At 73.1% G+C, this 12,999-nt stretch carries 14 protein-coding genes and 1 pseudogene; 1 reads left to right on the top strand and 14 read right to left on the bottom strand.

Annotated features, from left to right (window positions below; genetic code table 11):
* Positions 1-3 precede the first annotated feature (3 nt).
* From ACY34K_RS10705 to ACY34K_RS10675, 7 genes and pseudogenes are all read right to left on the bottom strand, one after another.
* A complete protein-coding gene (locus ACY34K_RS10705; RefSeq protein ID WP_462745932.1) occupies positions 4-216 on the bottom strand; it encodes a ferredoxin in 213 nt (70 codons plus the stop codon).
* Positions 217-220: 4 nt separating this feature from the next.
* On the bottom strand, positions 221-1,447 hold the full coding sequence (locus ACY34K_RS10700; RefSeq protein WP_462745931.1) for a cytochrome P450: 1,227 nt from the start codon (positions 1,445-1,447) through the stop codon (positions 221-223).
* 332 nt (positions 1,448-1,779) lie between these two features.
* The gene (locus ACY34K_RS10695; protein WP_462746085.1) at positions 1,780-1,965 is read right to left on the bottom strand and encodes a hypothetical protein; all 186 of its coding nucleotides are present in this window, start codon (positions 1,963-1,965) and stop codon (positions 1,780-1,782) included.
* Between the two features lie 110 nt (positions 1,966-2,075).
* Positions 2,076-2,168 (bottom strand): annotated as a pseudogene (locus ACY34K_RS10690) (hypothetical protein); the annotation flags it as partial.
* 181 nt (positions 2,169-2,349) lie between these two features.
* On the bottom strand, positions 2,350-3,186 hold the full coding sequence (locus ACY34K_RS10685) for a DUF4097 family beta strand repeat-containing protein (RefSeq protein WP_462745930.1): 837 nt from the start codon (positions 3,184-3,186) through the stop codon (positions 2,350-2,352).
* A gap of 81 nt (positions 3,187-3,267) precedes the next feature.
* Positions 3,268-3,804 (bottom strand): hypothetical protein, encoded by a 537-nt coding sequence (locus ACY34K_RS10680; protein WP_462745929.1) that lies wholly within the window; start codon positions 3,802-3,804, stop codon positions 3,268-3,270.
* A gap of 134 nt (positions 3,805-3,938) precedes the next feature.
* The gene (locus tag ACY34K_RS10675; protein WP_462745928.1) at positions 3,939-4,679 is read right to left on the bottom strand and encodes a metallophosphoesterase family protein; all 741 of its coding nucleotides are present in this window, start codon (positions 4,677-4,679) and stop codon (positions 3,939-3,941) included.
* 119 nt (positions 4,680-4,798) lie between these two features.
* Between ACY34K_RS10675 and ACY34K_RS10670 the strand changes: the two genes are divergently transcribed.
* Positions 4,799-5,239 carry a GNAT family N-acetyltransferase gene (locus ACY34K_RS10670; protein WP_462745926.1) on the top strand — a complete coding sequence of 147 codons (441 nt, stop codon included), beginning with the start codon at positions 4,799-4,801 and terminating at the stop codon, positions 5,237-5,239.
* A gap of 23 nt (positions 5,240-5,262) precedes the next feature.
* Here the strand turns inward: ACY34K_RS10670 and ACY34K_RS10665 are convergent, their stop codons facing one another.
* Genes ACY34K_RS10665 through ACY34K_RS10635 form a run of 7 tightly spaced genes read right to left on the bottom strand, consistent with a single transcriptional unit; the run spans position 5,263 to position 12,994 of the window.
* Positions 5,263-6,471, bottom strand: a complete 1,209-nt coding sequence (locus tag ACY34K_RS10665) for an ATP-grasp domain-containing protein (RefSeq protein ID WP_462745925.1) — start codon at positions 6,469-6,471, stop codon at positions 5,263-5,265.
* Complete coding sequence (locus tag ACY34K_RS10660; RefSeq protein ID WP_462745924.1) at positions 6,450-7,859, bottom strand: methylaspartate mutase; 1,410 nt, start codon at positions 7,857-7,859, stop codon at positions 6,450-6,452. Before ACY34K_RS10660 ends, ACY34K_RS10665 begins: the two co-directional genes overlap by 22 nt.
* Positions 7,859-8,323 carry a cobalamin-dependent protein gene (locus ACY34K_RS10655; protein WP_462745923.1) on the bottom strand — a complete coding sequence of 155 codons (465 nt, stop codon included), beginning with the start codon at positions 8,321-8,323 and terminating at the stop codon, positions 7,859-7,861. The genes ACY34K_RS10660 and ACY34K_RS10655 overlap by 1 nt, the downstream gene beginning before the upstream one ends.
* 27 nt (positions 8,324-8,350) lie before the next feature.
* Positions 8,351-9,574, bottom strand: a complete 1,224-nt coding sequence (locus tag ACY34K_RS10650) for a fatty acid desaturase (RefSeq protein WP_462745922.1) — start codon at positions 9,572-9,574, stop codon at positions 8,351-8,353.
* A gap of 2 nt (positions 9,575-9,576) precedes the next feature.
* Complete coding sequence (locus tag ACY34K_RS10645) at positions 9,577-10,845, bottom strand: hypothetical protein (protein ID WP_462745921.1); 1,269 nt, start codon at positions 10,843-10,845, stop codon at positions 9,577-9,579.
* Complete coding sequence (locus ACY34K_RS10640) at positions 10,842-11,960, bottom strand: pyridoxal phosphate-dependent aminotransferase (protein ID WP_462745920.1); 1,119 nt, start codon at positions 11,958-11,960, stop codon at positions 10,842-10,844. The genes ACY34K_RS10645 and ACY34K_RS10640 overlap by 4 nt, the downstream gene beginning before the upstream one ends.
* Positions 11,957-12,994 (bottom strand): C-terminal binding protein, encoded by a 1,038-nt coding sequence (locus tag ACY34K_RS10635; protein WP_462745919.1) that lies wholly within the window; start codon positions 12,992-12,994, stop codon positions 11,957-11,959. The genes ACY34K_RS10640 and ACY34K_RS10635 overlap by 4 nt, the downstream gene beginning before the upstream one ends.
* Between the last annotated feature and the right edge of the window lie 5 nt (positions 12,995-12,999).

Here is a 12,999-nt window from a genome sequence, read left to right as displayed (position 1 = left end):
CTGTCAGGCGGAGGAGGAGTCCCGCTCCGTGACGGTGAGGGCCGCGGCCGGGCAGACACCGGCGGCGACGCGGACTGCCGCGTGGTGCTCCCGCGGCGGTCGGGCGTTCAGCAGGACCACCAGGCCTTCGTCCTCGTCCTGGTCGAAGACCTGAGGAGCGGTCAAGACGCACATTCCGGCGCCGAGGCACCGGTCGCGATCGACACGGACGTCCACCGGATCAGTCCTCGTCCCATGTGACGGGCAGCCGGTGCACGCCGTAGATGCTCATGTCCGTCCGCAGCGGCACCTCCCCGGCCGGCACGTCGAGCCGCAGTGTGGGGAACCTGGCGAGGAGCGCGGGCAGGGCCACCGTCATCTCGACGCGGGCCAGCTGCTGGCCGAGGCACTGGTGGATGCCGTGTCCGAAGCCGAGGTGCCCGGTGGCCCCGCGGTGCAGGTCGAGCACGTCCGGGTCGGGGAACCGCTCCGGATCCCGGTTGGCGGCCTCGAACGAGATCGTGACGCTCTCGCCCGCCTTGATGAGCCGGCCCTCCAGTTCGACGTCCTCCAGCGCGGACTTCACACTGGTGTGGGCGATGGTCAGATAGCGCATCAGTTCCTCGACGGCCTGGGGCGCTAGGCCCGGGTCCCGGCGCAGGGCCTCGGCCTGGGCCGGGTTGCTGAGCAGCGCGAACGTGCCGTGGGCGATCATGTTGGCGGTGGTGTCGAGCCCGGCGGCGAGCAGGAAGCCCCCGATGCCGATCAGCTCCTCGTCGCTGAGGACGGAGTCCTGGGCCAGGTCGCCGAGCAGGTCGTCGGAGGGCACCGCGCGCTTGGCGGCGACCAACTCGGCCATATAGGACTCGAGTCCGGCGTGGGCGGCGTACCGGTCCTCGGGCGTCACATCCATGGACATGATCGTGTGTGCGTGGTGCTGGAAGCGCTCGCGGTCCGCGAAGGGAACACCCAGCAGTTCGCAGATCACCAGCGCGGGTATGGGCCGGGCGTACGCCTCCACCAGGTCGGTTCCCGGTCCGCGGCGCTCCATGGCGTCCAGGTGCTCCGCGGTGATCTCCTCGACCCGGTCGGTGAGCAGGCGCATCCGGCGTACGGTGAACTTGCCCGTCAGAAGCCGCCGGAAGCGGGTGTGCTCGGGCGCGTCCATCCCGGTCATGTCGCCGACCGGAGCGGGCGGCAGCGGGCCCTCGGGCCCCCCGGGAAAGGGGTAGTGCATCAGCTCGTAGCGCGAGCTGAAGCGGCTGTCCGCCATGATCGCGCGAACCGTGGAGTAGCCGGTGGCCAGCCAGCCGACGTGACCGTCGGGGTAGGTCATCCGGATCAGCGGGCTCTCGTGGCGCAGCTCCGCCAGTCGGGCGGGCGGGTCGAAGGGACAGCCGGGGGCGCGCCGCGTGGGGAGGGCGACGGGCTCGGTGACCCCGAGGCGGGGTGCTGGTTCGTGCTGCATGGTGTCCTCCATGGAGAGGGACGAAACGGTGAAGAGCGGTGGCATCCTGATGCGACCGGTGAAGTGACATGAGAGAAGCGGTGTTCACCGCTTGGTGGTGCGCTCGAAGGCGGAGCGCGACCAGAGGTGGCCCACGAGGGTGAGGTCGAGGCACCGGGCCGACACGACGGCTCCGCTGTCGCCGATCTCCGTGCCCATCAGCCGGCCGCGCAGGGTTTCGACGACCGGGGCGAGGTCTGGTACTCGGCGAACCGCGCAGCCCGGTGGGCATCGAGCCCGTCGGCACGACGGCGCTGCCGAGGAAGGGCAGGAAGGGCAGGAAGACCGGAAGATCAGCGGCAGTGGTGTGTTGCTCGCCGACTCGTTGGCTTGGCCACCAGGCCGATGCCGCCGGAAAGCCGGCCCAGCGCGTAGGTGATCAGCGTCGGGAGCCCGGCCGCGGCGAGCGGTTCGAGGGCGGCGGCGTCGGGGCGGAAGCCGATGGCGAGCGCGACACCGGGCACCGTCGCGATGGCCACCAGGGTCCGGATGACGCTGCCGACGAGGTGCCCGGTGTGCCGTCCGGCCCGTCGGTGAGGTCGTGGCCGGCGATCCGGGCCCGGCCGGCGTCGGGGGCGATGAGTGCGGAAAGGGCCCGCACGGTGGTGGTCCTACCGGCGCCGTCGGGGCCGGGCAGCGCGAAGGCCGTGCCTTCGGGGAGGGGCGGTTCGATGCCGTCCATGACGACCTTGTCGGCGTACGACGTGCGCGGACCGGCGGTGGCGATCGCCGGGGCGGACGTGGCGAGGGGTGACGCGGTCATAAGGCCCGCCTCGCACCCGACGGGTTGTGACGTTTCAGGTGTGACATGAGGTCCTTCCTCGTGGCGGACGTTCTTGTGCGTCTCGCGGCGATCGGGGGGTTCAGGCCCGACGGATCACGATGTCGCCGGCGCCGGTACGGGCGTGGATCTCCACGGTCTCCTCCGACGTGTCGGGGCCCTCGGCGGCACCGAGCGAGTTGCGGATGGTGCCGACGCGGGAGTTGACGTCCAGCCAGGCCGCGGAGGTCTCGCGGATGCCGACCTCCACGTCACCGGTGGCGGTCTGGAGCTGCATCACGCCCCGGGCCACCTCGTCGATCCGGATGGCGCCATAGGCGGACTTGGCCTCCACGGACGCGTGGGCGACGCCGACCGTGATGCGGCCGTTGGAGGAGTTGACCTTCAGCCGACCGGTGATCTCGCCGATCGCGGTGTCGCCGTTGCTGTTCTTGACGGTCGCCGCCCCCGCGATCCTGCCGACCTCGATCCGGCCGACCCCGTGGAGCTCGGCGTCGCCCATGGCGCGCTCGACGCGGATGTCCCCGGTGCCCGTCCGCAGGTTCGCGACGCCCGCCTCGTCGAGCTGGATGTCACCGAGCGAGGTCTTGAGCCGGCACTCCCCGAGAGGTCCCTCGCAGATGTAGTCCCCGATGGCGGAGGTGCCCTGAAGGTGCGAACCGGCGGGCAGCTCGACGGTCACGTCGACCGAGCCGTGCTTGCCGAACAGGGAGCGCTTCTTGGGGCCCTTGACCGTCAGGACGCCGTTGGCGTACGCGACCTTGGTCTGCTGCACCACCCGTACGTCGACGTCCTCGGCCCCGTTGCTCGGCAGCACCTCGACGATCGTGTCCGTGCGCTCGCTCGCGGTGATCCGCACATTGCCGACCTCGAACTCGACGACGGCGGTGATGGGCCCGGGGGTTTCGAAAGCAGGCATGGCTGTCCCGTCCTCTTGACTCTGATTGGGTGTGTGCGCGGGGGCGCGGGGTGAAGGAGTGGCGCAGGCGATGCGCTCGCCCTAGCGGACCCAGCCCCGGTAACTCTTGCCCTGCCGGGTGGTGCGTGCGGCGGGCTGCGCCGGTTCGCCCGGCTCCAGGGCGAGGGCCACGGCCCGTACGAGCCAGGCGTTGACCGACAGGCCCTCCTGGCCGGCGGCGTCCTCGACCCGGGCCTTGAGGGGCGCCGGGAGCCGGAAGTTGATCCGGGCCGTACCGCCCTCCTCGCCGTCCGCGGGGAGTGGTGCCACCGGTGCCATGGGTGGCGCCACCGGTGCTGCCGCGCCGTTGGCGTCCTCGCCGGTGCCCTCCGGTGCCGGCGGTGCCGTCACCACGAACTCGGGGTCCACTCCCCGCAGCCTCACGTCCACCGAGCCCGGCGCCAACTCGCGAGTGATCTCGTCCGAAGCGGCGGACAGCGCGTTCAGGAGCGTCAGGCGGGCGGCCGACTCCAGAGGGGCGGTCAGTCGCTCGGCCAGGGCGCGTGCTTCGTCCCCGCCGGCGTTCGCGGCGACCGCGAGTTCACGACGGAGGTGATCGACGTAGGGGGTCAGGTCCATGGGAATGATAGTGGCACCAATGTGGCGCCATTGCAAGCGAATATGGCGCCATGTGGCGCCATTCGCTGAGGGGTGGCGCGCCATGTGGCGCCCCACGGCGCCCTGGGGGCGAGGCGGCGCCGATCCCGGAGCTCTCAGTCCCGCCCGTCCCCGGGGCCGAAGACCTCGATCGCCTCCTCCGCCGAGGCGGTGCGGCGGACGTAGGTGTCCACCCAGTCCGGGGCGCCCGCGAAGGAGGATTCCGTGGTGATGCGGGTGCAGGCGGGCTCGGGGGCGACAGGGGTGTGGCGCAGGGTGATGCCGGGGCCCAGGAGGGCCCAGTGGGCGCCGGGGCGGCCGTAGGGCATGCCGACGCTGCCCGGGTTGACGACCATGCGGCCGTGGACCAGCCGCGCGTACGGCATGTGGGTGTGACCGCAGACGACGGTGGTGACGGCGTCGTCGACGTCCTTCAGGACCTCGGCCCAGCGTTCCGCGCGGGAGTCGACGAGGACGATCTCCTCGTCGTCGCGCGGGGTGGCATGGCAGAAAAGGACGCGGCCGAGGCCGGCGACGGTCAGTTCCGCCGTCGCGGGCAGAGACGACAGGAGCGTCACCTGGTCGGGGCGGAGCTGCTCGGCGGCCCAGGCGGAGACGGAGCGGCGGTCGTCGCCGTCGGTCTCGATCAGGGCACGGTCGCCGTTGCCCCTGATCCAGACGGCCCGGTCACCGAGGGCCGTGAGGAGGTCGAGGGTCTCCACCGGGAGCGGGCCGGCCGCGATGTCACCGGTCAGGACGATCCGATCGGCGTCCCGCACGTCGGGCTCCGCGAGCACCGCCTCCAGCGCGGGCAGGACACCGTGGATGTCGGAGAGGACAGCGACGCGTTCCATCATGCCGCCGAACATAACGTGCCCGTTGTGGCACGGGCGGAGCTTTGCCGTGTCGCTGCCACCCGTTCGAAGATGGGCGGGTGACTTTCCGCCGTACGGGGTTGTTCGAGGGAGACTCGGCTGTGAGCGATCTGTCCGTCACTGTGCTGGACCGGCTGACCGACGACGTCGTGAAGGACGTCGGCCGGCTCATTCCCCAACTGGGCAAGGAGACCACGGAAGTCGCCGCCGATCACCTGGAACGGGTCGTCCGCGCCGACTCCAACACCGTACTGGCGGCGCGGATCGACGGCCGGGTGGTCGGGCTGCTGACCCTGGTCGTGGTGGTCCTTCCCACCGGGATCACGTCACGGCTGGAGGATGTCGTCGTCGACGAGGACCACCGCGGCCGAGGCGTGGGGCGTGCCCTGGTGGAGGAAGCGCTGCGCGAGGCGGAGCGGCTCGGCGCCCGCGAGGTGGACCTCACCTCCCGGCCGAGCCGCGTCGCCGCCCACCGCCTCTACGAGCGGGTGGGCTTCGCCCGCCGGGAGACCGGCGTCTTCCGCTACCGCCTGCACCCGTAGGGGTCGTCCGGTGGCGCGCCGCGTCACATCTCCGGGCGGCTGATGTCGAACCGCAGCAGACCCAGCGCCGCCCGGCTGCGCGCCACCGCCTCCTGGGCCGTCGCCCCGCGGGCCAGAATCCCGGCGCCCCGTGAGTCGGAGTCGTAGATGCCGGAGATCTCCGTGCCCGGTTCGAAGATCAGCCGCACCTCCGCCACACCGGGCTGCCGCGCGGCCTCCTCCGCGCCGTCGATGCGCAGGAGCGTCCCCGGTCCCTCGGGGACGGCGAACGCGGACGCGGCGTGGCCGCGCAGCTCCACCGGCACCTCCGCCAGGACGCTCTCGCCCGCCAGCTGGCGTATCCACAGCTCGTCGAGGTCGACGCCGCTCAGCAGGTCGATGAGGGTGACCACGGCCCCGCCGGGGAGCCGGACATGGGTCTCCACGACCCGCGGGCCGTCGGGGCCCAGCATGATCTCGGTGTGCGAGGGGCCGCCCCGCACACCGATGGCGTCCAGCACGCGCACGGCGAAGTCCTTCAGGGTGCGGTCGGTCTCCGGGTCCACGGCGGCCGGGACGCAGTGGCCGATCTCCACGAACGTCCGCGGGTCCTTGTACTTCCGGGTGACGCAGATCAGCCGGTGCTCCCCGTCCTCGGAGAAGGCCTCGACGCTGTACTCCTCGCCTTCGAGGAACTCCTCCACCAGCATGTCCGAGGCGGGGGTCTGGGCCTCGAAACGGGCCAGGGCCGGCCGGACGTCGTCCGCGCCGCGCAGCAGGGAGAAGCCCATCTTGCCCTGGCCGTCACGGGGTTTGAGCACGATCGGGTAGCCGTGCTCGGCGGCGAACTTCTCGATGCCCGCCGCGTCGGACACCACGCGGGACGCCGTGGCGTCGATGCCCCGCTCGCGCAGCACCCGGCGCATCTCGTACTTGTCGCGGGACAGCAGGACGGTGCGGCTGGAGGCGTACGGCAGGCCCAGCTCCTCCGCCACGGCGGCGGCGACGTACTGCGTGGTCTCACTGAGGCCCCCGACCGCCATGACGGGGTCCACGGCGTGCACCGCCCGGGCCAGGGCCACCCACTCGTCGAGCGGCGCGTCCGCGGGGAGCCCGACGGCACGGTCGTAGATGCCCATGTCCATCGTGGACAGCTTCGACCTGGCGGCGACGACCGACATCCTGAAGCCCAGTTTCGCCACCTTGGCGTGGATCTCCCGGGACCTGCCGATCACCAGCATGTGGTGCTGCATGCGTCGTCTTCCTTTCGTACGGGCTGCCTCAGCCCTGCGGAGAAGTACTCGATGTCGGCCTGGATCGCGCCGACCAGATCCGTCGCGCTCGCGCCCGCCCGCGGCGAACGGCGCTCGATCGTCCGGTTGTTGCGGTGCAGCGTCCCGGCGGAGAACGGCAGCCGGCCCGGATCGGCGAAGCGGATCGCCCCCCACGGGTCCCGGCAGGGCAGCACCACGTTGTGGGCGTGCACACTGGCGCTGAACGGCACGTCGAGCCGGCCCGCCCGGAACGCCTCCTCGATGCCGTGCGGCAGGTCACCACCGTGCAGTACGGGCTCGACGAGCTCCTCCACCTCCCGGCAGATCCAGTGCGTCTCCTCGGCCACGGCTTCCTCCGCCACACCGAATCCGCCGCCCAGGTATCCCGACACGGCCACCCGCGTCGTGTGCAGCCCGCGCACGTTCGCCGCGACGTCCGGGATGCCGTACGCCTCCTGGTTCGTCTTCACGACCACCTTCGCCGCACCGCCCCACACGGCCACCAGACCGCCGAGGAGGATCAGCGCGTCCGCCTGGGCCGGGTCGCGCGGGAAGGCGCCCATGAACTGGTGCAGTGCCGGGTGCACGGCCGCCCGCCCGCCCAGATGGCGCTCGCCGAGGATCGCGATGGCCCTCAGCGCGGCGACGTCCTGGACGGCGTTCCCGCCCTGCGGATAGGGCACGGTGAGGAAGGTGACGCCCTCGTCCGCCGCGGCGAGCGCCTCCAGCAGCGACACGGCGATGCTGATGCTGGGCGGCATGAGCACCGCCGTCAGCGTGCCGAACAGCTCCCGTTCGACGACCACGCCCCGCTCGGCGAGCAGCCCGCACGCCCGGTCCACCTCCCGCCAGGCCCGCAGGGAGTGCTCCAGTGGCACGTCCTTGGCGTAGGGGAGGTTGTACGAGACCCCGCCGCCCTCGAACGAGGTGATGCCGGAGGCGATCGCCGTGACGAACAGTTCCCGCGCGTCGGGAGAGCCGTGCCGCACCTCCAGGGGAGCGCGCACGGACTCGTTGAGTTCCCGGCCGCGCCGCCAGCCGTGGCTGACGAGGGGATAGCCGTTGAGCCGCGAGGGATCGCTGCGCAGGATCCGGCCCGCCTCGGCGAACCGCAGCAGCCGGGTGTGCGAGTCGATGGTCAGGGACAGCACCTCCGGAGCCGCCCGCTCCTCCAGCGCGCGCAGCAACCGCCGCATCTCCTCCTGGCCGCCCACCCCGCAGCGCGGCTGGAGGACCGGCCGGCCGGTGCGGGCCGCGTCCTCGATCAGCCGCGCGGACGTGGGCTTGCCGAGCCGCTCGATGTAGCCGACGCAGGAGTCCAGGTCCGGGAGGTCCCGCAGGCGGGGGGTCTCGATGCCGGCGAACATCACAGCCCCGAAACCAGGGAGTCGGGTTCCCTGCTCGCCGCCAGCCGGAGGAGGACGTCGTGCAGTTCATGGATGTCCGACACGATCCGGTCCACGCCCAGGCTCCGCAGCCGGTCACGGTGCGCGTCGTCCTTGTGCCGGCCGACGGAGAGATTCCCGCCGAGCAGCAGGGGGCACCGCAGACGGCCGGCGCGGCGCAGCTCGGGCAGGGCGCGCAGATCGTCGTACGCGTGGCCGTTGGTGCTGCCGACCGCGACGGCGAGGGCGTCCGGGTGCTCGTCCACCGCACGGGCGAAGTCCTCCAGCGGTGTGCACACGCCCAGGTTGACGACGGTGAAGCCGGCGAGCCGGAGCGACGCGGCGATGAGCTGGTTGGCGACGGCGTGCGCGTCGCTCGCCGCGACGCCGAGGATCACCGTCCCCCGGGCGCCCGGGGTGGGTGCGGAGACGGGCAGGGCGGGCATGATGGCACCTCGGTTTCTCGGTCGGTCTCAGTCGTCGAAGGCGAGGAAGGCCGCTCGGCTGCCCTCGGCGGCCCGCGCGATGCGCGCCGCGTCGTACACGTCCGGATCGGCGGTCGCCAGGGAGTCGAAGACCCGGTTGATCGCGGGCACCAGCCCCCAGGCCTCCTGGTACGGGGGCCAGCCCGGGTGCCCGCGGTCGATGTCGCGCTGCCGGGCGAACACGTAGTCGGCCCATTCCCTGCTCATGGGGTGGCGGTGGTGGTAGTCGTGGCACACGGTGTCGCCGGTCAGGACCAGATAGCGGCTCGGGAAGTGGACGAGGAGGAGCCGGGCCCACCAGCCCGACCACGCACGCCACTTCGGCAGCCCGGTGAGCGCGGGGGACGGGGGCGCCGAGCAGAGGAAGATGGCGTTGGTGAGGGAGGCGAAGTACTCCTTGCCCTTGGTGGAGGTACCGGGCCGGGGGAAGGTGTGCTTGACGCACAGCCTCAGGGTGTTGCTGATCTGGAACAGCACGGTCAGCGGCACCAGCCAGCACACCAGGAAGACGGTCCAGGCGCCCCACCAGGTGAGGGCGGCGGCCAGCGCCGCGTACGCCGCGACCGTCACCGCCCGTGCGGCCGCGCCGGCCGTCGCCCAGTAGCCGCGCAACCGCGCCACCAGGAACCGCAGGTGGTACCCGGGGGAGACCAGCTTGCGCAGCACGATGCGCCACATCCGGCGCCGTGTCATCCCGGGCCGCAGCCCCAGCGTGAGCAGGAAGGCCTGCACCGTGGGATCACGCAGGGTCATGTGGTGCACCGCGTGGTGGTCCTTCACGTGCTCCCGGCTGTACGCGTCGAACGCCTGGATCAGCAGCAGTCCCGCCAGCAGCTTGCCGGTGAACCGGTCGAGGGCTCTGCGGCGCCACATGTTGCGGTGGGCGCACTGGTGGAACACCATCATCCGCAGATTGCGCATGCCGTGGAGCGTGACGGCCCAGCCCGCCGCCAGCAGCGGAACCGCCCACCAGGACGGGGCCCGAAGGGCCGCCAGCGCCCATGCGCCGAGCGCCACGCCGGCCGTCAGTGACGTCAGTGCGGCGACGAGGTGGAACGTCGGTGTGAGGCCGGGGCCGCGCTGGCCGCGGTACGCCTTGCCGGTGAGACAGGTGAGGGGAAGCTGCAGCGGTCCGGGCAGTCGGCGCAGGGCCTCGCGGGGATCGACGCGCTCGGTGTCCGGGACGCCGGCCCCGTGGGCGCCGCTCAGCATGGTCAGCTCCTTTCCGTGAGCGATGCGGTCGGTGAGGGCGGTGGGGCCGCCGGGGGCGGCGACGGGGGCGAGCCGGGTGTCCAGGCGTCCACGACCCGCGCCGCCACGGCGGCCGATCGCTCGGTGAGACCCAGCAGCAGACAGGTGACCGGGACGGACGTGCAGCCGCGCAGCCTCTTGGCCCGGTCGGCGGCGAGCCCGTACGAGATGTGGCTGATGCCCAGCGGCCCGGCCAGCTCCACGGGCGCGTAGTACACCGCCTCGAAGTAGGCGTTCCGGCTGCGCGGGTCCCGGTAGTCGTTGCCGGTGTACACGGCGTGCCAGACGTGCCGGTCGCGGACGAAGAGACCGAAGGAGACCGCGTCGGAGCCGTCGTCGGCCTCCCCTCCGACCGTGATGACGTCGGTGCGGTCCGCAAGGGGGCCGACGAGGCCGGCGAGACGGGCCCGTTCGGCCGCCCGGTCGGCCGGCAGGCCGTACTTCTCCCGGTGGTGGCAGCGCAGTTCGGCCAGCCGGTCCAGGAGTGGGCCGGTCACCCGGCCGGCGCGACGGCCGCGCAGCCCCCGGGCGTGCAGGGCGCGCCGCTCGGCCCTGAGCCTTCTGCGCCGCTTCGGCTCGAACCGCTCCAGGTACGGGCCGAAACCCCCCGGGCCGACCACGAGTTGCGAGTCGGCGCCGATGACCGGTCCCACGGCACCCAGGTCGCGGGCCGCGCTCGCGAGCGGACCGGCCGCCTCGGTGTACGGCAGCGCCACACCCCGCAGCCCCTGGGCCCGGGACCAGTCGAGCACGGCGGCCAGTGCCCGGCGCAGCGCGGCGGGGTCGTGCGCCGCGCCGCCGACCGGGAAGGTGGCGTAGCCGGGGCAGGTCAGCAGCAGATACGGATACCAGGCCGCCGCTTCGGGCGCGAGGGCGCCGAGGCGGTCCCGTACCGCGTCGTCGGCGAACGGCGAGTCAGCTCCGGCGGCCAGGTGCAGGGCGTCGGCCAGCGGATAGCCGGCCGGTTCGGACACGATATGGCCGGCGAGGCCGACCGCGGGCGGGGCGGTCCCGTCGTCGCCGTCCGGGGCCGGAGACACGGCCGGGGGAGGGGCCGGGGACAGGGCCGGGGAAGGGGCCGGGAACGGCTTCTGGGTCCAGAGCCACACGGGCTGCCCTTCGAACCGGCCGCTCATGGCGTCGTGCCAGGGCTCCGAAGCGAGCAGCGGCAGTGCGGGGTCGGCCCGCCAGGAGGCGGGGTAGGCCCGGCTCACCCGGAGGGCGTCCGTCACCGCGCGCTCCCTTCGAGCGCGGACCTCAGTCTGCGCAGGCCTTCGTCGAGCTGCGGCGCCGGCACGGCGAACGAGAGCCGGACGTGCCCGGGCGCCCCGAAGTGCCCGCCGTCCACGACGGCGACGCGGTGGTGATCCCTCAGCCAGCCGCCGAGGTCGCGCCGGGCGGCGTCGGGCGCGTCGCGGGCCAGCCACGGCCGCAGATCGGGGAAGAGGAAGATGCCGGAGGTGGGGCGGGGGCACTCCAGCCCCGGAATCGCCCGCAGCGCCGCGACGGCCCGGTCGAGGTTGCGCGTCAGGGCCTCCCGCACCCGGCCGGGCACGGTGCCCGCCAGTGCGGTCAGCGCGGCGTCCTGCGCGGGGCCGCAGGTGCCGCCGATCAGGTGCGAGGCCAGGGCGGTGACCGGAGCCCGCAGCCGGGGTGGGACCACCGCCCAGCCCACCCGGAGCCCGGCCAGGGCGTGGCTCTTGGTCAGCCCGTCCACCACCACACAGTGACCGGGCAGTTCGGGGTACAGGCCGGCGACGGTCGGCGCGGGCTCGGAGGTGAGGGCGACGCCCCGGTACACCTGGTCGAACAGTACGGCGATGCCGTGGCGCTCCGCCCAGCCGACCACCTCCCGCAGGGCGTGCCCGGGCACGACGGCGCCGTCGGGGTTGCGCGGGGAGTTGACGACGACGGCGCCGGTGCGCGGCGTTCTGCGGGCGTCCAGCGCGGCCACGTCCAGGGCGCCGTCGCCGACCGTGCCCGGGACACGCACCGTGGTGCCGCCCGCCATGCCGATGAGTTCGGGGTAGCTGGTCCAGTACGGGGTGGGCAGGAGGACCTCGGGCCGCTGCCCGAGCAGGGCGCGCAGCGTGACGACGATGGCCTGACGGGCCCCGGGCGCGACGACGACCTGGTCCGCCGTGATCACGGCACCGGCCCGGGCCGTGTACGCGGCGACGGCCTCGCGCAGCCCGGCGTCCCCCTGGGGCGCGCGGTAGGGCTGGTCCTCGGCCCGAGGGGCGAAGGGCGCCGCTTCCTCGTGGAGGGGCACGCGCACGTCACCGGTGGACAGCACGACGACGTCCGCCGCGGTGGACGCGGCGGCGGTGGGGGAGAGCACGGTCACCGGCGGCCCGCTTCCGGGTCGACCCGGCCGACGAGGCCCTCGGTACGGCCGTCCAGCACGGCGCGGACCAGTTCCGCGACCCGGCGGCGGCTGCTGCTCTCGGCCTCCTGGGAGAGGAAGGCCCGGTGGCTCGTGACGACGACGCCGGGGTGGCCCAGCACCGGCGTCCACAGCTCGTCGTGGTGGGGGTTCTCCGGTGAGAACACGTCGAGACCGGCGCCGGCGATCCATCCCTCGTCGAGTGCCTTGTGCAGCGCGCCTGGGTCGACCAGCCGGCCGCGGGCGGCGTTGACGAGGTAGGACCCGCGTTTCATGGTGCGCAGCTGCTCCTCGCCGATCAGCAGCTCCGTCCGGGGAGTCAGCGGGCAGTGCAGGGTCACCAGGTCGGAGGTGGCGAGGAGTTCGTCGAGGGAGTCGACCGCGCGGGCGCCGTACCCCTCGGCCAGGTCCCGTCCCACATAGGGGTCGTACACGCGGACGGCACCGTAGAAGGTGCCGAGCCTGCGGGCGACGGCCCGGCCGATGCGGCCGAAGCCGACGATGCCGAGGGTGGCCCGGTTGAGGCGGCGCGGGACGCCGCCGGCGTAGATGTCGAAGGTGCCGCCGACGAGCGTGCCGTGCTGGGGGACGACGCGGCGTTCCAGGGCCAGGGCGAGGGCGCTGGTGTGGGTCGCCACCTCGTCCACGCAGTAGTCGGGAACGTTGTAGCCCGGCAGACCGCGCTCGGCGAGCAGGGCGGGGTCGAGGTTGTCCACGCCGACGCCCTGCCGGACGACGGCACGCAGCCGGTCCCCGGCCGCGTCGAGGAGTTCGGGGGTGACCCGGCACCGGTAGACCACCAGAACGTCGGAGCCGGCGGCCCGTTGAAGGAGACCGTCGCCGGTGATCTCGTACCGCCCCTCCAAGTGGCGGCCGAAGCGCAGGTCGACGTCCGCGCCGAGCACCTCCCGTTCCGTCACGGCCCGGCCGGGGTCACAGACACCCTGCTCGACGAGGTAGGGCGGGTCGGTGTAGAGGACCTGGTGAGTGGCCATGCGTA

This window comes from Streptomyces sp. STAM6 (genome assembly GCF_054963715.1).
Note: the sequence above shows the minus strand (reverse complement) of the source record. Positions and strands in the feature narration are given on the sequence as shown.